The 21,236-nt window shown below is 69.7% G+C and carries 20 protein-coding genes; 13 read left to right on the top strand and 7 right to left on the bottom strand.

The window, feature by feature from the left end; translation table 11 throughout:
- Nucleotides 1-203: 203 nt before the first annotated feature.
- Together ruvX and ACZ5PO_RS28085 are read left to right on the top strand one after the other, a co-directional pair.
- A complete protein-coding gene (gene ruvX / locus ACZ5PO_RS28090; protein ID WP_464185445.1) occupies nt 204-716 on the top strand; it encodes a Holliday junction resolvase RuvX in 513 nt (170 codons plus the stop codon).
- A 198-nt stretch (nt 717-914) separates the two neighbouring features.
- Nucleotides 915-1,118 carry a hypothetical protein gene (locus tag ACZ5PO_RS28085; protein ID WP_464185444.1) on the top strand — a complete coding sequence of 68 codons (204 nt, stop codon included), beginning with the start codon at nt 915-917 and terminating at the stop codon, nt 1,116-1,118.
- A 34-nt stretch (nt 1,119-1,152) separates the two neighbouring features.
- On the opposite strand, the gene dprA is transcribed toward ACZ5PO_RS28085, so the two are convergent.
- From dprA to ACZ5PO_RS28060, 5 genes are all read right to left on the bottom strand, one after another.
- Nucleotides 1,153-2,340 (bottom strand): DNA-processing protein DprA, encoded by a 1,188-nt coding sequence (gene dprA, locus ACZ5PO_RS28080; protein WP_464197070.1) that lies wholly within the window; start codon nt 2,338-2,340, stop codon nt 1,153-1,155.
- A 42-nt stretch (nt 2,341-2,382) separates the two neighbouring features.
- Nucleotides 2,383-2,982, bottom strand: coding sequence for a glycerol-3-phosphate 1-O-acyltransferase PlsY (gene plsY, locus ACZ5PO_RS28075; RefSeq protein ID WP_464185443.1), 600 nt, complete (start codon nt 2,980-2,982; stop codon nt 2,383-2,385).
- Between the two features lie 70 nt (nt 2,983-3,052).
- Nucleotides 3,053-4,348: a dihydroorotase gene (locus tag ACZ5PO_RS28070; protein WP_464185442.1), complete on the bottom strand. Its 1,296-nt coding sequence runs from the start codon at nt 4,346-4,348 to the stop codon at nt 3,053-3,055.
- 8 nt (nt 4,349-4,356) lie between these two features.
- A complete protein-coding gene (locus ACZ5PO_RS28065; protein ID WP_464185441.1) occupies nt 4,357-5,307 on the bottom strand; it encodes an aspartate carbamoyltransferase catalytic subunit in 951 nt (316 codons plus the stop codon).
- A gap of 122 nt (nt 5,308-5,429) precedes the next feature.
- A complete protein-coding gene (locus tag ACZ5PO_RS28060) occupies nt 5,430-6,320 on the bottom strand; it encodes an SDR family NAD(P)-dependent oxidoreductase (RefSeq protein WP_464185440.1) in 891 nt (296 codons plus the stop codon).
- 253 nt (nt 6,321-6,573) lie between these two features.
- Between ACZ5PO_RS28060 and ACZ5PO_RS28055 the strand changes: the two genes are divergently transcribed.
- From ACZ5PO_RS28055 to ACZ5PO_RS28015, 9 genes are all read left to right on the top strand, one after another.
- Nucleotides 6,574-8,247: an isovaleryl-CoA dehydrogenase gene (locus ACZ5PO_RS28055; protein WP_464185439.1), complete on the top strand. Its 1,674-nt coding sequence runs from the start codon at nt 6,574-6,576 to the stop codon at nt 8,245-8,247.
- A gap of 237 nt (nt 8,248-8,484) precedes the next feature.
- Nucleotides 8,485-11,241: a type I DNA topoisomerase gene (topA, locus tag ACZ5PO_RS28050; protein WP_464185438.1), complete on the top strand. Its 2,757-nt coding sequence runs from the start codon at nt 8,485-8,487 to the stop codon at nt 11,239-11,241.
- A 345-nt stretch (nt 11,242-11,586) separates the two neighbouring features.
- On the top strand, nt 11,587-12,555 hold the full coding sequence (locus ACZ5PO_RS28045; RefSeq protein WP_464185436.1) for an ABC transporter substrate-binding protein: 969 nt from the start codon (nt 11,587-11,589) through the stop codon (nt 12,553-12,555).
- 143 nt (nt 12,556-12,698) lie between these two features.
- On the top strand, nt 12,699-15,158 hold the full coding sequence (gene rnr, locus ACZ5PO_RS28040) for a ribonuclease R (RefSeq protein ID WP_464185434.1): 2,460 nt from the start codon (nt 12,699-12,701) through the stop codon (nt 15,156-15,158).
- On the top strand, nt 15,155-15,589 hold the full coding sequence (locus ACZ5PO_RS28035; RefSeq protein ID WP_464185432.1) for a DUF983 domain-containing protein: 435 nt from the start codon (nt 15,155-15,157) through the stop codon (nt 15,587-15,589). Before rnr ends, ACZ5PO_RS28035 begins: the two co-directional genes overlap by 4 nt.
- Nucleotides 15,590-15,673: 84 nt before the next feature.
- Entirely contained in the window at nt 15,674-16,414 is a 741-nt protein-coding gene (locus ACZ5PO_RS28030) for an NUDIX hydrolase (protein WP_464185431.1), read from the top strand.
- A 50-nt stretch (nt 16,415-16,464) separates the two neighbouring features.
- Nucleotides 16,465-17,634, top strand: coding sequence for an MFS transporter (locus ACZ5PO_RS28025; RefSeq protein ID WP_464185430.1), 1,170 nt, complete (start codon nt 16,465-16,467; stop codon nt 17,632-17,634).
- A gap of 146 nt (nt 17,635-17,780) precedes the next feature.
- Nucleotides 17,781-17,948 carry a 50S ribosomal protein L33 gene (rpmG, locus tag ACZ5PO_RS28020; protein WP_188608529.1) on the top strand — a complete coding sequence of 56 codons (168 nt, stop codon included), beginning with the start codon at nt 17,781-17,783 and terminating at the stop codon, nt 17,946-17,948.
- Nucleotides 17,949-18,020: 72 nt separating this feature from the next.
- On the top strand, nt 18,021-18,308 hold the full coding sequence (locus ACZ5PO_RS28015) for a YARHG domain-containing protein (RefSeq protein ID WP_464185429.1): 288 nt from the start codon (nt 18,021-18,023) through the stop codon (nt 18,306-18,308).
- Between the two features lie 147 nt (nt 18,309-18,455).
- On the opposite strand, the gene ACZ5PO_RS28010 is transcribed toward ACZ5PO_RS28015, so the two are convergent.
- The gene (locus tag ACZ5PO_RS28010; RefSeq protein ID WP_464185426.1) at nt 18,456-18,656 is read right to left on the bottom strand and encodes a hypothetical protein; all 201 of its coding nucleotides are present in this window, start codon (nt 18,654-18,656) and stop codon (nt 18,456-18,458) included.
- Between the two features lie 393 nt (nt 18,657-19,049).
- On the bottom strand, nt 19,050-19,421 hold the full coding sequence (locus tag ACZ5PO_RS28005) for a response regulator (RefSeq protein ID WP_464185425.1): 372 nt from the start codon (nt 19,419-19,421) through the stop codon (nt 19,050-19,052).
- A gap of 214 nt (nt 19,422-19,635) precedes the next feature.
- Between ACZ5PO_RS28005 and ACZ5PO_RS28000 the strand changes: the two genes are divergently transcribed.
- Together ACZ5PO_RS28000 and ACZ5PO_RS27995 are read left to right on the top strand one after the other, a co-directional pair.
- Nucleotides 19,636-19,941 (top strand): DUF3572 domain-containing protein, encoded by a 306-nt coding sequence (locus ACZ5PO_RS28000; protein ID WP_464185423.1) that lies wholly within the window; start codon nt 19,636-19,638, stop codon nt 19,939-19,941.
- A complete protein-coding gene (locus ACZ5PO_RS27995) occupies nt 19,938-21,236 on the top strand; it encodes a DNA polymerase IV (protein ID WP_464185422.1) in 1,299 nt (432 codons plus the stop codon). Before ACZ5PO_RS28000 ends, ACZ5PO_RS27995 begins: the two co-directional genes overlap by 4 nt.

The raw sequence follows: 21,236 nt of genomic DNA, 5'->3' as shown, positions 1-21,236 counted from the left end.
CCCCCCGCCGCCGCCGTCCTGGCGAGCGCTGAACGTGGGCGACCCGCTCGACAGGAAGCCGTCCGGGCCGCCGCCTGCCGAGCGGCGCCTCGCGCAACCGCAGCCTTGAGTATTGGTGGTCGCCGAAAGCAGATCCAGGGCACGGGCAATCGAGCCTTCGACGAAAATACATTCTAACCTTGTGAATAGGCGGCGACGATCCCATGAACACAGCACAAAAGCCCACTTTCCATGTGCCCCTGGGCAATTTTCTTGATCTTCCGGCGAATGTGAGGTTGCTTGGACTCGACCTCGGCACTAAGACGATCGGCCTGGCGCTGTCCGATGTGACGCTGCGGGTCGCTTCACCGCTGGAGACCATCCGGCGCACGAAGTTCTCCGCGGATGCGGCGTTGCTGCTCGGCATCGTTCAAAAGCAGGGGGTCGGCGGGCTCATCGTCGGCTGGCCGCTGAACATGGACGGCTCCGAAGGCCCCCGCACACAGGCGACCGGCGCCTTCGTCCGCAATCTCTCGAGGCTCACCGACGTGCCGATTGCCCTATGGGATGAACGCCTCAGCACCGTCGCGGTCACGCGGATGCTCATCGACGCGGACGCGTCCCGCGCGCGGCGCGGCGAGCTCGTCGATAAGATCGCCGCGTCCTACATCCTGCAGGGCGCTCTCGACCGGCTGGAGGGGCTGCGGCGCGAGCTGCTCCCGCCGGAGATCGAATGACGGGTTCGGGTGGTCGGCGGCGTGCATCCAAACGGCGCTCGCAAGCGTATCGGAATCCAGAGTCGCCCCGAACCTCGAGCATGATCCCAAGACGTACACGCCGGACTTTGGAGAAGGGCATGCTCCAAGACAACAACAAGCGGAGCGACGTTCGACGAGACATCACCCCGCTCTAAGGGACGAGGCTGGCTGACCACGATGACGACAAAGACACCCCCGCCGGGGCCCCGGATGCGCCGCGCGCAGCCGGCACTGACCCCGCGGGACATCGCGCGCCACATCGAGCGGATGACCTTGGAGCTCTACCACCTGGCGCAGGCTGGCGACCTGCACCTCCTGGCTCACTTTCTCAGCATGGCCCACGTGGAGGCCGGCGACCGCGGCCGGTCGAGAGACGGGTAAAGCCGTCCGCCGGCGACGCAGGCGTCCTGACGGATCATGTCGATGGACCGGGAACGAGCGAAACGGCCTGCCCGCCGTGGCGCTCGATGCGGCCGTTCAGCTCCAGATCGAGCAGCGCCACCTGGACCTCCCGCGCCGTGAGCCCCGAGGCGCGCACAAGGTCGTCCACCGACACTGGCGTGCTGCCGAGCAGCGCCAGTATGATCTCGTGCGGCTCGGCCACCGCAGGCGCGGCGGCCGGGGCAGCTCCCTCCGCCGTGTCCGGCTGCGCATCCTGCCGGGGCCTGACCGCGCCAGCGAAATCCAGCTCGTCCCACAACGGCTCGCTGGCCGGTCCGCGGTCCTCCAGGCGCATCGGCGACGCCTCACGCAAAGGCGCCAGCACCGACAGCACGTGGTCGGGATCGGCGCACAACGTCGCGCCCTGACGGATCAGGTCGTTGGTGCCTTCCGCGCGCGGATCGAGCGGCGATCCGGGGACGGCGAAGATCTCGCGCCCCTGCTCCAGCGCGAAACGCGCGGTGATCAGCGAGCCGGAGCGCATCGCCGCTTCCACCACGACGACGCCGAGCGACAGACCCGAGACGAGCCGGTTGCGGCGGGGGAAATCCCGCCCGCGCGGCACCCAGCCCATGGGCATCTCGCTGACGGCAGCGCCTTGCTCCAGCAGCGCCGCCAGCAGCTTGTCGTGCTCGGGCGGGTAGATCCGGTCATGCCCGCCGGCCAGCACGGCGATCGTTCCGGTCGGCAGGCTCGCCCGGTGGGCGCGGGCGTCGATGCCGCGAGCCAGACCGGATACGACGGCGTAGCCAGCCTGGCCGAGCGCCTGCGCCAGGCGCTCGGCAAACTTCAACCCGGCGGCCGACGCATTGCGGGAGCCGACGATGGCGGCCTTGGGCATGGCGAGCGCATCTGTCCGCCCGCGGACGGCGATCAGCGGCGGCGCCGAATCGATCACCCGCAGGGCGAGCGGATAGTCGGCCTCGCCCAGGGCGACGAAGCGGGCGCCCAAGCGCTCCGCGGCCTCGATCTCGCGGTCGACGTCGGCGGCATCCGCCATCTTGATCGGCCGGCCGGTCCTGCGGGCGAGCTCGGGCAGCGCCGCGAGCGCGGCGGCGGCGCTGCCGTGTCGCTCGAGCAGCACACGAAAATTGCGCGGACCGATGCCCTCCGAGCGCGACAGCCGCAGCCAGTCCCGGCGCTGGCTATCGTCGAGCGGCAGCGGCAGCGCCGTCATGCGCGTGCGGCTGGTTGGCGCGGCCGGCTATTTGGCACCGATGCGGCTCTCCTCCCCGGCCAGCAGCCGGCGGATGTTGTCCCGATGCTTCCACCACAGCAGGGCGGCCAGCAGCGCGAACAGGGCGCCGGACCACGGGCTGCCCATAGCGATCAGCGTCACCGGGGCGAGAGCGCTGGCGACCAGCGCCGCCAGCGACGAAAACCGGGTGATGAAGGCGAACAGCAGCCAGACGACGGCGAAGACCACTGCTGCGAGAAATTCCACGGCAATCAGGCAGCCGAGGAAGGTGGCGACGCCCTTGCCGCCGCGAAAGTTGAGCCAGACGGGAAAGAGGTGGCCGAGGAAAGCGCCGAGGGCGGCTGCGAGGGCCGCTCCCGTGCCCCAACGGGCACAGATGAGCACGGCGACCGTTCCCTTGAGGGCGTCCCCCAGCAAGGTCGCCGCCGCGAGGCCCTTGTGGCCGGTGCGCAGCACGTTGGTGGCGCCGATATTGCCCGAGCCGATGCGGCGCAGATCCCCCACGCCGGCCAGCCGCGTCAGCACGACGCCGAACGGAATCGATCCGAGCGCATAGCCGATGACCAGCGCGGCAGCCAGATACGGCCAACCATTTCCGCCTAGCATTCACTCCCCCGACGCGTCCCCGAGGCCGGAACCCGATATCCGCCTCGTTTCGCGCGATCGCCAACCCCATTCAGGCCGAAGCGTATTGATAGACCAGCCGCCCGGCAACGTAGGTGGCGAGCACCCGGCCCTCCAGGCGGGCGGCTTCGAACGGCGTATTCTTGCAGCGCGACCACAACGACGCCCGGTCCAGGATGTAGGCGACGTCGGGGTCGACGACGATGAGATCGGCGGGCGCTCCCGCCGCCAGCCGTCCGGCCGGCAGCCCGAGCAGCTCGGCCGGCCGCACGGTCAGCGCGTGAAGGAGCCGCTCGAGGCGCACTCCGCCGCCGTGCACCAGCCGCAAGCCGCCGGCCAGCAGCGTTTCCAGCCCGATGGCGCCGTCGGCGGCCTCCGCGAACGGCAGGCGCTTGGTCTCCACGTCCTGCGGATTGTGGTCGGACACGACGACGTCGATGATGCCGGCGTCGAGCGCGTCCACCAGGGCCAGGCGATCCTCCTCGTGCCGCAGCGGCGGCGACAGCTTGAAGAAGGTCCGGTACTCGCCGATGTCGTTCTCGTTCAGCACGAGGTGGTTGATCGAGGCGCCGCAGGTGACGGGCAGCCCGTCGGCCTTGGCGCGCTGGATCAGCTCGATCGACTGGGGGTGGGTGATCAGGGCGGCGTGATAGCGGCCGCCGGTCATGCGTACGAGGCGCAGGTCGCGCTCGAGCACGATGGTCTCGGCCTCGCGCGGAATGCCGATCAGGCCGAGCCGGCTGGACAGCTCGCCCTCGTTCATGACGCCGTCGCCGACGAGGTCGGGGTCTTCCGTGTGATGGATGACCAGGGCGTTGAAATCGCGCGCATAGGTCAGCGCACGGCGCATGACGCGGGCGTTGCGGACCGACTTCACACCGTCGGAGAAAGCAAGCGCGCCGGCCTCGCTGAGCAGGCCGATCTCGGTCATCTCCTCGCCCGCGATCCCCTTGGTCAGCGCCGCGGCCGGATGCACGTTGACGATCGCCGTGTCACGCGCGCGCCGCTTGACGAAGTCGACGATCGCCGGATCGTCGATGGGCGGGTTGGTGTTGGGCATGCAGAGCAGCGTGGTGACGCCGCCGGCCGCAGCCGCACGGCTTGCCGTGCGCAGGGTTTCGCGGTGTTCAGCGCCCGGCTCGCCGACGAAGGCGCGCATGTCGATGAGCCCGGGCAGCAGCCAGTGACCGGCGCAATCGACGGTCTCGGCCCCCTCGGGCGCTGCAGGCGATGCGGTGCCCCAGACGATGTCGGCGATGGTGCCGGCCCGGATCAGAACGGCACCGCGCTCCCGGCGGCCGCTGGCGGGATCGATCAGCTCGGCGTTGGCGAGGAGCTGCGGACGCACGGCTGGCCTCACGAGTTGGGCAGGTGGCGCGCCAGCGCTTCGAGCACCGCCATGCGCACGGCGACGCCCATCTCCACCTGCTCGCGGATCAGCGACTGGGCACCGTCGGCGACGTCGGAGGCGATCTCGACGCCGCGGTTCATCGGCCCCGGATGCATGACGAGGGCGTCGGGCTTGGCGTAGGACAGCTTCTCCTCGTCGAGGCCGAAGAAGCGGAAGTACTCCTTCACCGACGGCACGAAGGAGCCGTTCATGCGCTCGCGCTGCAGGCGCAGCATCATGATGATGTCGGCGCCGGCCAGCCCCTCGCGCATGGTGGTGAAGACCTCGACGCCGAGGCCGGCGATACCGGCCGGCAGCAGCGTCGAGGGGCCGATGCAGCGCACCCGGGCGCCGAGCGCCTGCAGCAGGATGATGTTCGACCGCGCCACGCGCGAATGCAGGATGTCGCCGCAGATGGCGACGACCAGCCCCTCGATGCCACCCTTGTTGCGGCGGATCGTCAGCGCGTCGAGCAGGGCCTGGGTCGGATGTTCGTGGGCGCCGTCGCCGGCATTGACCACGGAGCATTCCACCTTCTGCGCCAGCAGGTTGACTGCGCCGGCCTGGTGATGGCGGACGATGATGATGTCCGGCCGCATGGCGTTGAGCGTGATCGCCGTGTCGATCAGGGTCTCACCCTTCTTCACCGACGAGGATGCGACCGACATGTTCATGACGTCGGCGCCGAGACGCTTGCCGGCGATCTCGAACGATGACTGCGTCCGCGTCGACGGCTCGAAGAACAGGTTCACCTGGGTGCGGCCACGCAGCGTCGTCTTCTTCTTCTCGACCTGGCGGCTCACTTCGACGGCTTCGTCCGCCATGTCGAGCAGCAGCAGCATGTCGAGACGCGACAAGCCCTCGATCCCGAGCAAATGCCGATGCGGGAAGGCCGGAAGTGGTTGCGGAGCGCTCATGCTGAAGCGAGGGCTATAGGCGCAATGCCCGGCCTCGGCAAGCGCGGCCGGCCCCCGTCCACAGCTCAGGCGGCCGCCCTCGCCGATCGGATAACCTCATCCGATCGGGGGACGCTCCGCGATCACCGCGGCGGCTGGCGGATGAACGCCTCGAACGCGTCCTTGTAGTCCGGGCGCCAGCGCGACAGCGGCGGCCGGTTGTCGATGATGTCGTCGGCCGTCCATTGCAGGCGGCGCTCGTCGAGCGCCCGCGGCACGTCATTGTCGGGACAAAGGATATAGAAGTCGCCGCGGCCGAGGCTCGTCAGCATGAAGTCGACGACCTGCTCCGCCGTCCATGCCGACGGCGGCTTCTCGGTGACCGGCTTGCCGGCGGCCCTGGTCATGCCGGTGTAGGTATAGCCGGGAATGAGCAGGTGGGCGGTGAGCTGGCAATCGGGGATGCGGCCGAATTCGTAGGATATGGCCTCGGTGAACGTCCGCACGCCCGCCTTGGCCAGGTTGTAGGCGTAGGCGCCGGGCGGATTGGTCAGGCCCTGCTTGGAGCCGGTGTTGATGACGACACCCGGCGCCCCCTTGGCCAGCATGGCGGGCACGAAGGCCTGCACGCCGTTGATGACGCCCCACAGGTTGATGTCGATGAGCCGCCGCCAGCGGTCGAGGCCCGCCCATGGCTCACCGTTGAAGCCGCCGACGGCGGCGTTGTTCATCAGCACGGCGACGTCCGCGTCGGCGAAGACGAGGTCCCTCAGGCGCTCCAGATCCGCCGCGACGCTGACGTCGCATGGCACGATGCGGACGCCGACGGCGCCGCCGCACGCCGCCCGCACGTCCTCCTCGGCGCGCTCCAACGCTGTGCCGTCCACGTCGGCCAGCACCAGATGGAGGCCCTTGGCGGCAAAGCGCTTGGCGGCCGCAAGCCCGATCCCGCTCGCACCGCCGGTGATGACGGCCGTGCGTCCGGCGGCAATGGCGGGGTGGTCGGCGGTCGAAGCTGAAGGCGTGTCGGACATGGGGGGACCTTGTGGCAACGATGGTCGGTATCGGCTTCTCCGGTCTGTCACCGAAGCGCGGGCGGCTCCTAAGCATTTCGAATCTGGAGCGCTTTCTCGCGATTGGGTGAGTCCACCCAATCGCAATGCGTTCCAGAAGCCGCGGCTGTCTCTTACACCGGAGCGCGGTCACAGGCACGGAGCGGATCGCCGCTTGCGCCGACAACCGGCCGACGTATGGTTCAGTCATGAACCATTGCCAGGAAACGCCCCGATGACCGCTGTGACCAAGTCCGTCGCGCCGACCGCCTACGACACGCATCAGGTGTTCAACCAGGCGCCGCCCTTCGTCGACGTCAATCTCGTCACGCTCGACCGGCCGCTGCTCGACAATCTCGTCGCCAACGGCGTCGACCCGGTCGAGGACGGGCTGCTGTCGTTCGGCGAGGCCTGGGGCACGGCCGAGCGGCTCGATCTGGGCCGGCTCGCCAACGAGAACCCACCCAAGCTGAAGACGTACACCGCCCGCGGCGAGCGCGCCGACCAGGTGGAGTTCCATCCCGCCTACCACACGCTGATGGCGGCGAGCATGGAGGCGGGGCTCCATTCGTCGACATGGGACGCGGTGGAGGGCAGCAACACAGGGCCCCAGGGACATGTGGCCCGGTCCGCGCGGCTGATGGTGATCTCGGGCGTGGAGGCGGGCCACGTCTGCCCGCTCACCATGACGCACGCGTCGCTCGCCAGCCTCGCCAACGCGCCGGAGCGCATGCGCGAATGGCTGCCGCTGGTCCGCTCGCGCAGCTACGACCCGCGCTTTCTGCCGTTCTGGGAGAAGCGCTCGGTCAATATCGGCATGGGTATGACGGAGAAGCAGGGCGGAACCGACGTCCGGGCGAACACGACGACGGCCGCTCCGGTGACCGGCGACGAATACGAGATCACCGGCCACAAGTGGTTCATGTCGGCGCCCATGTGCGACGCCTTTCTGGTGCTGGCCCAGGCGCCGGGCGGCCTGACCTGTTTCCTGGTGCCACGCTTCCGGCCCGACGGCGCGGTCAACGCCCTGCGCTTCCAGCGGCTCAAGGAAAAGCTCGGCAACCGCTCGAACGCATCGTCTGAAGTGGAGTTCACCGGCGCCTTCGGCTGGCGCGTCGGCGACGAGGGACGCGGCGTGCGCACCATCATCGAGATGGTGCAGTTCACGCGGCTCGATTGCGTCAGCGGCTCGAACGGGCTGATGCGCATGGCGCTGGCGCTCGCCATCCACCACACCCGTCACCGCATGGCCTTCGGCCGGATGCTGGTGGACCAGCCGGCGATGACGCTCGTGCTGGCCGACCTCGCGCTCGAGCTCGAAGCGGTCACCGCGCTGACGCTCAGGTTGGCGCGCAGCTTCGACGGCACGCTCGCCGACGAGCGTGAAGCCGCCTTCGCCCGCGTGGTGACGCCGGCGGCCAAGTTCATGACCTGCAAGGCGGCCCCCGGGTTCATCTACGAAGCCCTGGAATGCCTGGGCGGCAACGGCTACGTCGACGAGGGCCCGATGGCCCGCCTCTACAAGGAGGCGCCGCTCAACGCCATCTGGGAAGGCTCCGGCAACGTCATGGCGCTCGACGTGCTGCGCGCCGCCGGCCGTGAGCCGCAGGCGGCAGCCGAGGTGGTCGCCGCCCTGGCTGAGGAGACGCGCGGCCTGCCTGGCGCCGCCGAGGCGGTCGCCGAGATCGCTTCGGCCGTGCGCAGCGCCGATCCCGAATGGCAGGCCCGCCTTGCCACCGATCGCCTGGCGACGCTGGCCGCCGCAGCCGCCCTGCGCAGGGCCGCGCTGCCCGAGATCGCCGACGCCTATGCGCGCACACGGCTGGCCGCCCCCCGGCGCATCTGGGGCGCCAACGGCCTTGGCGACCTGGCGCCCCGCCTGCTCGAGCGGGCCTTGCCGCTCGTCTAAGGCGCAAGACCCAGATGCGGACACCCTCGCGAGCCCGGATATCGACGCCAGATCAAGGCGATAGACCCTACGCGGCGAGGTTGTTCCGATGATCGGCAACCGAACGGCGCCACACAGCCCCTTGCGGATCGGTGCTCTGACGCTATTTGACAGCGCCCGGGCTTTGACCCATTCATCCCGCCCCGAACGCCCCGGCGCGGCCGCCCCGTCGCCCCCTGACCGAGCAGATCCCAGCCCATGAAAGTCGTTGTCGTCGAGTCCCCGGCGAAGGCGAAAACCATCAATAAGTACCTGGGGAAGGACTATGAGGTCCTGGCCTCCTTCGGGCACGTGCGCGATCTGCCGGCCAAGGATGGCTCGGTCGATCCCGAGCACGACTTCGCCATGGTCTGGGAGCTGGAGGACCGGGGCGCCAAGCGCGTCGCCGACATCGCCCGGGCGGTGAAGGGCGCCGACAAGCTGATCCTGGCCACCGACCCGGACCGCGAAGGTGAGGCGATCTCCTGGCACGTGGTCGAGGCGCTGAACCAGCGTCGCCTGCTCAAGGGCATGCCGATCGAGCGGGTCACCTTCAACGCCATCACCAAGGACGCGGTGGAGGCGGCGATGGCCGCGCCGCGTGCTATCGACCAGGCCCTTGTCGATGCCTACCTCGCGCGCCGGGCGCTCGACTATCTGGTCGGCTTCACCCTGTCCCCGGTGCTCTGGCGCAAGCTGCCCGGCGCGCGGTCGGCCGGACGTGTTCAATCGGTGGCGCTGCGCCTCGTCTGCGACCGGGAGCGCGAGATCGAGACGTTCGTCGCGCGCGAATACTGGTCGATCATCGCCAAGCTGGCGACCAAGGTGGGCGCCGAGTTCGAGGCCCGCCTCGTCGGCGCCGACGGCAAGAAGATCACCCGTCTCGACGTCGGCACGGCGGCCGAGGCCGAGACCTTCCGGCGCGATCTCGACAACGCGAGCTTCACCGTCGCCAACGTCGAAGCCAAGCCGGCCAAGCGCCACCCCTATCCGCCGTTCACCACCTCGACGCTGCAGCAGGAGGCGTCGCGCAAGCTCGGCATGGCGCCGGCGGTGACCATGCGCCACGCCCAGCGCCTCTACGAGGGCGTGGAGATCGGCGGCGAGACCGTCGGCCTCATCACCTACATGCGGACCGACGGTGTCGACATGGCGCCGGAAGCCATCGCTGCAACGCGGCGCGTCATCGGCGAGATGTACGGCGCTCCCTACGTGCCCCCCGGGCCGCGGAAGTACACGGCCAAGGCCAAGAACGCCCAGGAGGCGCACGAGGCGATCCGCCCCACCGACCTCGCGCGCAAGCCCGCCGACGTCGCCCGGGTCGTCGACGCGGAGCAAGCGAAGCTCTACCAGCTGATCTGGATGCGCACGGTGGCGAGCCAGATGGAATCGGCCCTGCTCGAGCGCACGACCGTCGATATCGCCGCCAAGGCCGGCGCCCGCGACCTGGAGCTGCGCGCCACCGGACAGGTGGTCAAGTTCGACGGCTTCCTCAAGCTCTACCAGGAAAGCCGCGACGACGGCGACGACGATGAGGAGAGCCGGCGTTTGCCACCGATGGAGGTCGGCGAGCGGCTGACCAAGAAATCCATCGCCGCGACCCAGCACTTCACCGAGCCGCCGCCGCGCTATTCCGAGGCGAGCCTGGTCAAGCGGATGGAAGAGCTCGGCATCGGCCGGCCCTCGACCTATGCCTCCGTGCTGCAGGTGCTCAAGGACCGGGACTACGTCCGCCTCGAGAAGACGCGGCTGATGCCGGAGGACAAGGGCCGCATCGTCACCGCGTTCCTGGAGAATTTCTTCCTCCGCTATGTGGAGTACGACTTCACCGCGGATCTGGAGGAGCAACTCGACCGCGTCTCCAACAACGAGATCGACTGGAAGGCGGTGCTGCGCGATTTCTGGCGCGATTTCATCGCCGCCGTCGACGACACCAAGGGGCTGCGCACGACCCAGGTGCTCGATGCGCTCAACGCCTATCTCGGGCCGCACATCTTTCCGGCCAAAGCGGACGGCAGCGATCCGCGGGGCTGTCCGGTCTGCGGCACGGGTCAGCTTTCGCTCAAGCTCGGAAAATTCGGCGCCTTCATCGGCTGCTCGAACTATCCGGAATGCCGCTACACGCGCCAGCTCGCCCAGAGCAACGACGCGGAGAATGGCGGCGACGGGGCACGACCCGGCGTGCGCAGCCTCGGCACCGACCCGGACGGCGGTCTGGAGGTGACGATCCGCGACGGTCGCTTCGGCGCCTACGCCCAGCTCGGCGAGGGGGAGAAGCCCAAGCGGCAATCCATCCCGCGCGGCACCGACCCGCAGACCGTCGATCTTGCGATGGCGCTGGCCTTGCTCTCGCTGCCGCGCGAGGTGGCGAAGCACCCGACCTCGGGCCAGCCTATCCTGGCCGGCATCGGCCGCTTCGGCCCTTACGTGCAGCACGAGAAGACGTTCGCCAACCTGGGCAAGACCGAGGACGCGCTGACCATCGGCGCCAACCGTGCCATCGACCTGATCGTCGCCAAGGAGCAGGGCGGCGGCCGCCGGTTCGGTGCTGCGGCCGAACCCGGCCGCGAGCTCGGCACCGACCCGACGACCGGCCAGACGATCACGGTCAAGGCCGGTCGCTATGGGCCCTACGTCACCGACGGAACGACCAACGCCACGTTGCCCAAGGACGTGGCGCAGGACGCCGTGACCGAAGAGCAGGCGGTCGCCCTGCTTGCCGCCCGCCGCGCCGCCGGGCCGGCCAAGAAGCCCGCCCGGCGGGCCGCGGCCAAGAGTGGCGCGAGCAAGAGCGGCACGGCCAAGGCGACCTCAAAGACGGCCTCCGCCGGCAAGACCGATGCCGCCAAGACCAACGCCGCCAAGACCGGAGCGAAGAAGGCGCCGGCAAAGCGCGCGCCGTCGGCCAAGACAGCCGCGGCCAAGACAGCCGCGGCCAAGCCCAAGGCGCAGGTGAAGGAGTCGACGGAGGGCTGATGCGGTCGGCCGAGACCCATCGTCGCGCGCGACGTCGCGGCGATGCATCGGTTCCGGACCCGCACCACGACCGGCTCCGAAGCCGGCCGTCGCCCGGCGGCAAACAAACATCTCCGACGACAGCCGCCAACACCCCTTCCATGCTCGCCCGACGCGGTCTGGGGAGATGAAATTTTCATATTGTTTCGAGTAGCTTGACGTAGCCTAGCGAACCCCGGACGGTCGCCGCCACGACCCGATCCGCTGCACCACCGGGGCTTCCATGGCAATCGACCGCGCGCCGCTCACGACCGATCGAAGGCTCGGCGTCGAGAGCTTCATCATCCACGGCGAGGAGCCGGCGCGATGAGCGGGCTGATGACACGCCGGGCAGCGCTCGATCTCGGCCTCGCGGCCCTCGGCGGGCTCGGCGCGGCCGCCCTGCCGCTGGGCGGCAGCTACGCGCTGGCCGACAAGGGCCTGCGCGTCGGCAACCAGAAAGGTGGGCTGCGGTCGCTCCTGGAGGTCTCGGGCCAAGCCTCCGATCTGCCGTTCGAGCTGCGCTGGAGCGAGTTCCAGAGCGCAGCGCCCATCCTGGAAGCCATGAACGCCGGCGCCCTCGATGTCGGCTACACCGGCGACTTCTCGTTCCTCACCGTGTTCGCCGCGGGGGCGCCGATCCGTGCCATCGGCGGCACGCGCTCGGGGCCGACGACCCAGGCCATCGTCGTGCCCAAGGACTCGCCGGTCAGGACGGTGGCCGACCTGCGGGGAAAGACGATCGCCGGCACGCGCGGCGGCTGGGGGCAATTCCTGATCCTGGCGGCCCTCAAGCAGGCCGGCGTCGATGCCGACGCGGTGAAGATCCGCTATCTGGCACCGCCCGAGGCGCTTCCCGCCTTCACCAGCGGCAACATCGACGCCTGGGCCATCTGGGAGCCGTTCGTGTCCCAGGTCATCCTGCGCGCCGGCGCCCGCGTCCTCGTGCAAGGTGGTGGCCTGACGCCCTCGGTGACCTTCCTCGTCGCCACGCTGGACGCGATCCGCGAGCGGCCGGCCGAGCTCGCCAAGCTGCGCGAGCGCATCAACAAGGGCTTCGTCTGGGTGGACGACAACAGGGCCGCCTACGCGGCCTACAATTCCAAGCTGACGGGCATGCCCGAGGACATCGTGCTGCGCGCGTTCGACAACACGCGGGCCGCACCGATCGTCATCGACCAGGCCCTGACGACGGAGATCCAGGCCGCTGCCGATCTCGCCGTCAGTTTCGGCGTGCTGCCCCGACCGGTCGATGTCGCGAAGGCGCTCGACACGTCGCTCCCGGCGGCGGGCTGACGCGGGTCGCCGCTCCGCGGGTAGGTTGCGGCAACGCCGCAGGAGGATGACTTTGGCGACGATTAGGCCCATGTAGGGGCATCGGCCAACGAATGCCCGGGCGATGGTGCACGGGACCACGCCCCGGCTGCCCTGGATCCGTTTTGACGAGCCGCCCGCGCAAGACCGCCTCTTCCGTCCCCACTCATGATGACGAGGCCGCCTCCCGGGCGGCCGCGCGGCGCGCACACGCCGGCTCGCCGACGCCCAGCCGCGACGACGTTCTCGCCTTCATTGCAGCCGCCAAGGGCAAGGTGGGCAAGCGCGAGATCGCCCGCGCCTTCGGCATCGGCGGCGGCCAGCGCATCTGGCTGAAGCGGATGCTGCGGGAGCTGCAGGACGACGGCCATCTGGCGCGCCGCGGCCGTGTCCTGCACCGGGCGGCGGAGCTGCCGCCGGTCGTGCTGGCTGATATCACCGGGCGGGATGCGGACGGCGAGCTCGTGGCCAAGCCGGCGGAATGGGACGCCGACGAGCAGGGCGACGCTCCGATCATCGTCATTGCCATGCCGCGGCGGCCGCGACCCGGCCAGCCCGTCCCCGGCGTCGGCGACCGTGCCCTGCTGCGGGTCGAGCGCAACGATACGGACGACGGCGCGGCCTATACGGGCCGCGTCATCAAGCTCCTGGGCAAAGCGAAATCCCAGGTGCTGGGCGTGTTTCGCGCCCTGCCCGATGGCGGCGGCCGGCTGGAGCCGATCGACAAGAAGAGCCTGGGCCGGGAGATCGCCATCCGGCCAGGCGACACCGGCGACGCCCGCGAGGGCGACCTGGTGGCGGTCGCCGTGTCGCGCCAGGGGCGCATGGGCCCGGCTTCGGCGCGGGTGCGCGAACGCCTGGGCTCGCTGGCCTCCGAGAAGGCGGTCAGCCTGCTCGCCATCCACGCCCATGGCATTCCGCACGTGTTTCCGTCGGCGCTGCTGGCCGAGGCCGAACGGGCCGAGCCCCTCGGCCTGGAGGGGCGCGAGGATTGGCGGCAGCTGCCGCTGGTGACCATCGATCCGGTCGACGCCAAGGACCATGACGACGCCGTCCATGCCGTCGCCGATGACGACGACGGCAACCAGGACGGCTTCGTGCTGACGGTCGCCATCGCCGACGTGGCGGCCTACGTGCGGCCCGGCTCGGCCCTCGACCGCGAGGCGGTGGAGCGCGGCAATTCCGTCTACTTTCCGGATCGCGTCGTGCCGATGCTGCCGGAGCGCATCTCCAACGATCTCTGCTCGCTGCGTCCGCGCGAGGACCGGCCGGCGCTCGCCGTGCGCATCGTCATCGACGCCCACGGCCGCAAGCTGCACCATTCGTTCCACCGCGTGATGATGCGGTCGGCCGCCAAGCTCTCCTACCAGCAGGCCCAGGCGGCGATCGACGGCATGCCCGACGACGTCACCGGTCCGCTCGTCGAACCGGTCCTCAAGCCGCTGTGGGCGGCCTACGGGGCACTCGCCCGGGCGCGCGACCAGCGTGGCCCGCTGGCGCTCGACCTGCCCGAGCGCAAGCTCGTGCTCGACGGGGACGGCCGCCTCGAGCGCGTCATCATCCCGCCGCGCCTCGACGCCCACCGGCTGATCGAGGAATTCATGATCCTCGCCAACGTCTGCGCGGCCGAGACATTGGAGCGGACGAAGCAGCCGCTGCTCTACCGGGTGCACGACGAGCCCTCGATCGAGAAGATGCGAGCCCTGGGCGAGGTGATGGCGTCGATCGCCATCCGCCTGCCCAAGGCGGGCGCGCTCAAGCCGGAGCTGTTCAACCGCATCCTCGCCCAGGTCTCCGGCAGCGAGCACCAGACGTTCGTCAACGAGGTGGTGCTGCGCTCGCAGGCCCAGGCGGAGTATGCGGCCGAGAACTACGGCCACTTCGGCCTCAACCTGCGCCGCTACGCGCATTTCACCTCGCCGATCCGCCGCTACGCCGACCTGATCGTGCATCGGGCGCTGATTCGGGCCTTGAAGCTCGGGCGCGACGGCTTACCCGAATCGACCACCACCGAGGGCCTGGCCGAGGTCGCCGCGCGCATCTCGGCGGCGGAGCGACGGGCCATGGCAGCCGAGCGCGAGACCATCGACCGGCTGATCGCCCACCATCTGGCCGACCAGATCGGGGCGAGCTTCGACGGCCAGATCTCCGGCGTGACCCGCGCCGGCCTGTTCGTGAAGCTGGCGGAAACCGGCGCCGACGGCTTCATCCCCGCCTCCACCATCGGCGACGAGTTCTTTCGCTACGAGGAGGGGCTGCACGCGCTGGTCGGCAACCGCAGCGGCGAGATGCATCGCCTGGGCGACCCGGTGCGTGTCCGGCTGGTGGAAGCGGCACCCGTGGCCGGCGCCCTGCGCTTCGAGCTCGAGTCTGCCGGCCGCCGCGCCGCCAAGCAGGTGCGGCGCCGGCCCGGCGGAGCGGCCGAACGCGCTACTCGGCCGACCCGCCGACCGGCAAAAGGCAGCCGGGCGAAACACCGCGACGGCAAGGCCGCCGCGGAGCCGGCGACCGGCGCCAGAGCGGCGGCACGCCCCAAGCAGGCGCCGGGCCGCAGTCCCCGGCGTGGACCATCGGACGAACCATGACCCTCCATATGACGTCGCATGGCCCCCGAAGCGTGTGGAGCGCCATCAAGCGCGGCTTTGCCTGCCGTTGCCCCGCGTGCGGCGAAGGCCGCCTGTTCGGACGCTTCCTGAAGGTGAACGATCACTGCCCAGCCTGCGGCGAGGCCTTTCACCATCACCGCGCCGACGACCTGCCGCCCTATCTGGTCATCGTCATCGTCGGCCACATCGTCGGCTCCGGCATTCTCGCAGCGGAAACCTATTCCGACTGGCCGGCATGGCTGCACATGGCCCTCTGGCCTACGGTGACGGTGGTACTGTCGCTCCTGCTCCTCCAACCGGTGAAGGGTGCCGTCGTCGGCCTGCAATGGGCCAATGGCATGCACGGCTTCGGCGGCGTCGACGAGGAGGCGCACATGGCCGATCGCGACCGCACGGGCAAGGCGGGCTGACACATCTAGGCCCGGCGCGGACATAATGAACGGTACCCGGACCGGCGGCAGCACGCGTCGGCACCGGGCGGGAGGAACGGGGCTTTGACGGAACACACGGTTGCGCTCACCAACAGCGAGAAGGACGAACCGCGCTGGCCGACGATCAGGCCGCGCAATGCCGCGACGCTGATCATCATCGACAGATCCGGGCGTGAGCCCAAGGTGCTGATGGGCCGACGCCACGCCGGGCACAAGTTCATGCCCGGCAAGTTCGTCTTCCCGGGCGGCCGCATCGAGACCAACGACCGCTTCATGGCCGCCAGCAATCCGCTGCACCCGACGGTGGGCGAGAAGCTGCTCGCCCGCACCGTCAAGCCGTCGCTGACGCGGGGCCGGGCCTTGGCGCTCGCGGCGATCCGCGAAACCTTCGAAGAGACCGGGCTGCTGCTGGGCCGGCGCGTCGACGGCGACAGGCCGGCGCGCGTTCCGGACGGCCCGTGGAGCGAGTTCATCGCGCACGGCGTCGTGCCGGACCTGGAGCCGCTGCGCTTCGTCGCGAGGGCCATCACGCCACCGGGGCGGCCCAAGCGCTTCGATACGCGCTTCTTCGCCGTCGATGCCAATGCGATCGCGCACCGGATCGACGGCATCGTCACGCCGGACAGCGAGCTGACCGAGCTGGTCTGGGTGGAGCTGGAGCAGGCCCTCGAGCTGGAGCTGCCGTCCATCACCACGGTCGTGCTGAAGGAGCTCGACAAGCGCACCGAGGCCGGTTTCGGCCACGCCTTGCCGGTGCCGTTCTATTATGCCCGCGGCGGCGCCTTCCAGCGCGAGGAGCTGTGAGCCAGGCCGAGAATCGAGCGAGCGCCGCGCCAGTCGTCCACGATCCGAGCGTGCGGCCCGCGGCAGCCGCGGGTGAGTCGGCGCTCAACATCCGCGCCATCTCGACGGCGATCGTCATGGTGTCGATCGTCGGCGTGGGCTTGAGCCTGTCGATCCCGCTGCTGTCGCTCGAAATGGAGCGCATGGGCGTCTCCAGCGTGATGATCGGCGTGAACACGGCGACGGCCGGCCTCGCCGCCATCGTGACGTTGCCGTTCGTGCCGCGGCTCGCCGCCCGCCTCGGCGTCGGCCGGCTGATCGCGGCCGCGATCGCGCTGTCGGCGCTTTCCTTGCTCGCCTTCAAGGCGGTGCCTTGGCTGCCGGCGTGGTTCCTGTTCCGCTTCGCCTTTTCAGCCGCCCTCGGCGCCCTGTTCGTGCTCTCGGAGTTCTGGATCAACGCGGCTGCGCCGCCGTCGCGCCGCGGCTTCGTCATGGGCCTCTACGCCACGGTGCTGTCGCTGGGCTTCGCCGCCGGCCCAGCCGTGCTGGCCGTGGTGGGCACCGGCGGTTGGGCGCCCTACGTCGTCGGCGCCCTGCTCTTCGGCGTCGCCGGCATCCCGCTCGCCCGCGCGCGCGACGACACGCCGACGCTCGAGACGCACTCAAAGCACGGCACGCTGTTCTTCGTGCTCGCCGCGCCCGCCGCCACCGTCGCCGTGCTGGTTTTCGGCGCCGTCGAGACCGGCGGCTTCAGCCTGCTGCCGATCTATGGCCTGCGGCTGGGCTACGGCCCGGCGGACGCCGCCTTCCTCGTCAGCCTGGTGGCGCTGGGCAGCGTGCTGCTGCAGCTGCCGATCGGACTGGTGTCGGACCGCATGAACCGCCGCGTGCTGCTGCTCGTCGTCGGTGTCGTGGGCGCGCTCGCCACCGGCCTGCTGCCCTGGGCAGCGGGCACGCCGCTGCTGTTCGAGGCGCTGCTGGTGATCTGGGGCGGCATCGGCACCGCGTTGTACACCGTGGGGCTGGCGCACCTGGGCGAGCGCTTTTCCGCCCCCGAAGACCTGGCCGGCGCCAATGCCGCGTTCCTCGTGCTCTATAACGTGGGGCTGATGGTGGGCCCTCCCCTCGTCGGCGTCGGCATGGACCTGATGATGCCGCACGGGTTTGCCGTCACGTTGGCGCTGCTGTTCGCGCTTTACGTCGTGGTCGCGGGTCTGCGCCTCGGCACCGCCTCCCGATGACCGGCGCCGCCGGCCCTTGACACGCGCGGCGCGATACGGCATGTCCGTGCCATCTTTCGGGCCGGTTCGCCGGCCCTTTTGCGTAGCGCGCGTGACACGGCCGTGGCAGGCCCGGCTAGCGCGCCGGCTCCTCCAGAGGTTCGATCATGGCCAAGGCCGTCACCATCAAGATCAAGCTCGTGTCGACCGCCGACACCGGCTATTTCTACGTCACCAAGAAGAACACCCGCACGATGACCGACAAGCTGAGCGTCAAGAAGTACGACCCGGTCGCGCGCAAGCACGTCGAGTTCAAGGAAACCAAGATCAAGTGAGTCGGCCTACCCCGCTCGCGTCGCGTTGAAACCGCCCTAAGGGGCGGTTTTGTCGTTCAGGAGGGCGTTCATATGGTCAAGCTTGTCTCGCTGCCCCGCTCACGCGCCGCAGCGCTTGCCGCCGCCTTCGTCGTCGCCGCGACGACCGCGGCGTCGGCCGATGTCTGCGACGACCTCTGGTATCAGCGCAACGCCATCTTCAAGGCGGCGGGCTACTGCTTCAAGACCAGCCGGGGCATCCGCGCCTTCGGCAACGCCGGCTGCGCCTACGACGACGAGGCGGACGTGCCTTTGTCCGCCCGCCAGAGCGCCAGCGTGCGGCAGATCAGGGCCGAGGAGCGGGCGCTCGGCTGCCGCTGACGGCCGGTCCGCACCCGATCGCAAGCGAAGCGCTCCGGATTCGAAGAGTTGAGAGCACGTCCCGATCGGGACGTGCTCAAGGATCGTTCGATCGAGCATTTCGCCATTGGACGGCGCCATCCAACGGCGAAATTCCACCCAAGCGTTCTAGCGGACGGCCGCCTCGTAGGCCCGCTCCAGCATCAGCCGGCAGGCGTTGGCCTGCTCGCGCGCGGTCGCAGCCGGGCATTGGCGCGCGATGTCGCGCAGGTCGCGAATGGCGACGTCGACCGCGGTGATGAGGTCGACTTCGGGGATATCGTCGTGATCGGGGGAAGGCCGCAGCTGAAATTGTACAACGTTGCCCATGCTACTCGTCCGGGTGCCGCGAATCGAAGCGATCGCAAGGGCATTCGACACGGGCGAGGTTAACCGGGACTTAGCGCTGCGACGCTCCGTCGGGGCATAGCGTGCGAGCGAAGAACGGGAGGCATAAGGTGGCCGGCCGGAGGCGGCGCCTGGAGTTCAGGCACACGCCTCCGGACCGGCCTAACCCCACGAAGCCAGGAGATGCGGCGGACCTAGCATCCGTAGGGCTGGGGCGTGGCATACGGGTCCACGGACCCGTTGCGTCGCGACCAACCTAGCGGGCCGTGCGGCGAAAGCAATCACCCGCCGGCGCCGCCCACAGGCAATCTGGCCTATGGTTAAGAGGCCGTTACCGTGACGCCCGGAGCGGCGGACGTTCCAACGGAAACGGATCTAGGCGGGCCCGACATAGTTGCGGACCGTCTCGAGAAACTTGCTGACCGAGATCGGCTTCGAGAGGTAGCCCTCGCAACCGCCCTCGCGGATGCGCTCTTCGTCGCCCTTCATGGCAAAGGCGGTCACGGCGATGACCGGGATGGCCTTGAGGTCAGGATCCTGCTTGAGCCAGCGCGTCACCTCCAGGCCGGACACCTCCGGCAGCTGGATGTCCATGAGAATCAGATCGGGTCGATCCGACCGGGCCAGTTCCATGGCATCGATGCCGTGGGCGGTCTTCAGCGTCCGATAGCCGTGCGCCTCCAGCAAGTCGCTGAAGAGCTTCATGTTGAGCTCGTTGTCCTCGACGATGAGGATGGTCTTGGCCATGGGACGATCCTTGGCGCCTGGGCCGAGCGGACGGGACTCATCCGGCCGGCATGGGCTCCGTCTCCGAACGGGGCGCCTCTCGCCGACCGGTGGCGTCACGCGGTCGGGAAGCGCTCCGGCCGGCGAGCACGACGTGGTCGCCGCGACTCGCCGCTTGCCTTGCGGCATCTTCAGTTGAACATCTAGAGTTCAGACGTCAACGAAACGCAAACCGATGCACATCGAACGCAAACGTCTTCCTCCAACCAGGGGGTGGGCCGAGAACCTGGCCGTCTCCGCCCTCACCTTCCTGGCCCAGGAGCCCGACCGAATCGGCCGCTTCCTGGCGCTGACCGGGATCGCCCCGCACGACATCCGCGCCGCCGCCGGCCAGCCGGGCTTTCTCGCCGCCGTCCTGACGCATCTGCTCGAGGACGAGAGCCTGCTGCTCGCCTTCGCGGCCGACGCGCAGGTTCGTCCCGAAGCGGTCGCGCAGGCGCACGGCCTCCTCGCCGGCGCCGGACAGGCTCACGGCCCGTGAGCGAGCCCGGGCGCGCGCTATGCCGCGATTGCCTGGCCGATGCCGCCCCCGCGCGTCATGGCCGGTGCGCGGCCTGCGGTAGCCCTCGCCTGGTCCTGCATGCCGAGCGCGCCGAGCTCGCCATCGCCCATATCGATTGCGACGCCTTCTATGCGGCCATCGAGAAGCGCGACAACCCTTCGCTCGCCGACAAGCCCGTCATCGTCGGCGGCGGACGCCGGGGGGTGGTCTCGACGGCGTGCTATGTGGCGCGCACGTACGGCGTCCACTCGGCCATGCCCATGTTCAAGGCCTTGAAGGCCTGCCCGGATGCGGTGGTGATCGGCCCCAACATGGCGAAATACGCCGACGTCGGGCGCCAGGTACGCACCATGATGCGGGCGCTGACGCCGCTGGTCGAGCCGATCTCGATCGACGAGGCCTTCCTCGACCTGTCGGGAACGGAGCGGCTCCATCACGCGCCGCCCGCAGCCACGCTGATGCGTCTTGCCCGGGACGTCGAGCGCGACATCGGCATCACCGTCTCCGTCGGCCTGTCCTACAACAAGTTCCTCGCCAAGGTCGCGTCGGATCTGGACAAGCCGCGCGGCTTCTCGGTGATCGGGCGCGCCGACGCGGTCGACTTTCTGGGCCCGCGGTCCGTCACCCTGATCCCCGGCATCGGCAAGGCGGCGCAACGGCGGCTGGCCGAGCGGGGGCTGCACACCATCGCCGATCTGCGAGCACAGTCGCCGGCGTCGCTCATGGCGCTCCTCGGCAACGAGGGAGCGCGCCTGTCGCGCCTGGCGCGCGGCATCGACGAGCGCCGGGTGATACCGGAACGCGAGGCGAAGTCGGTCTCGGCCGAGACCACCTTCGAGGACGACATCCGCTCGCGCGAGCAGCTCGAAGCGGTCCTGTGGCGCCTGTGCGAACGGGTCTCCACGAGGCTCAAGGCGTCCGGCTACTCCGGGTCGAGCATTACGCTCAAACTCAAGACCGCGAGCTTCCAGTTGCGCACCCGGTCGCGCTCGGGCCTGCCGCCAACCCAGCTGGCGCGGCGGCTGTTCGACGTCGGCCGCGAGCTCCTCGGCCAGGAATGCGACGGGACGGCCTTTCGTCTGATCGGCATCGGCGCGGGCGACCTCGGCCCCGGGGAATTCGCCGACCAGGGCGATCTCGCCGACACCACCTCGCAGCGGGACGCCAGGACGGAACGCGCCATCGACGCGCTCCGCGGCCGCTTCGGCGCCGAAGCGGTGATCCGCGGTATCGTGCTCAAGGATCGGGGTGCGCTGAAGCCGAAGCCCGAATAG

The sequence above is a fragment of the Chelatococcus sp. KU-N122 genome (genome assembly GCF_055391085.1).
Note: the sequence above shows the minus strand (reverse complement) of the source record. Positions and strands in the feature narration are given on the sequence as shown.

Bases quoted from the DNA above. Each gene is read 5' to 3' on its own strand.
- ruvX (WP_464185445.1), top strand. From the start codon at position 204: ATGAACACAGCACAAAAGCCCACTTTCCATGTGCCCCTGGGCAATTTT.
- ACZ5PO_RS28085 (WP_464185444.1), top strand. From the start codon at position 915: ATGACGACAAAGACACCCCCGCCGGGGCCCCGGATGCGCCGCGCGCAG.
- plsY (WP_464185443.1), bottom strand. From the start codon at position 2,982: ATGCTAGGCGGAAATGGTTGGCCGTATCTGGCTGCCGCGCTGGTCATC.
- ACZ5PO_RS28065 (WP_464185441.1), bottom strand. From the start codon at position 5,307: ATGAGCGCTCCGCAACCACTTCCGGCCTTCCCGCATCGGCATTTGCTC.
- ACZ5PO_RS28060 (WP_464185440.1), bottom strand. From the start codon at position 6,320: ATGTCCGACACGCCTTCAGCTTCGACCGCCGACCACCCCGCCATTGCC.
- ACZ5PO_RS28055 (WP_464185439.1), top strand. From the start codon at position 6,574: ATGACCGCTGTGACCAAGTCCGTCGCGCCGACCGCCTACGACACGCAT.
- topA (WP_464185438.1), top strand. From the start codon at position 8,485: ATGAAAGTCGTTGTCGTCGAGTCCCCGGCGAAGGCGAAAACCATCAAT.
- ACZ5PO_RS28045 (WP_464185436.1), top strand. From the start codon at position 11,587: ATGAGCGGGCTGATGACACGCCGGGCAGCGCTCGATCTCGGCCTCGCG.
- ACZ5PO_RS28035 (WP_464185432.1), top strand. From the start codon at position 15,155: ATGACCCTCCATATGACGTCGCATGGCCCCCGAAGCGTGTGGAGCGCC.
- rpmG (WP_188608529.1), top strand. From the start codon at position 17,781: ATGGCCAAGGCCGTCACCATCAAGATCAAGCTCGTGTCGACCGCCGAC.
- ACZ5PO_RS28015 (WP_464185429.1), top strand. From the start codon at position 18,021: ATGGTCAAGCTTGTCTCGCTGCCCCGCTCACGCGCCGCAGCGCTTGCC.
- ACZ5PO_RS28010 (WP_464185426.1), bottom strand. From the start codon at position 18,656: ATGGGCAACGTTGTACAATTTCAGCTGCGGCCTTCCCCCGATCACGAC.
- ACZ5PO_RS28005 (WP_464185425.1), bottom strand. From the start codon at position 19,421: ATGGCCAAGACCATCCTCATCGTCGAGGACAACGAGCTCAACATGAAG.
- ACZ5PO_RS28000 (WP_464185423.1), top strand. From the start codon at position 19,636: ATGCACATCGAACGCAAACGTCTTCCTCCAACCAGGGGGTGGGCCGAG.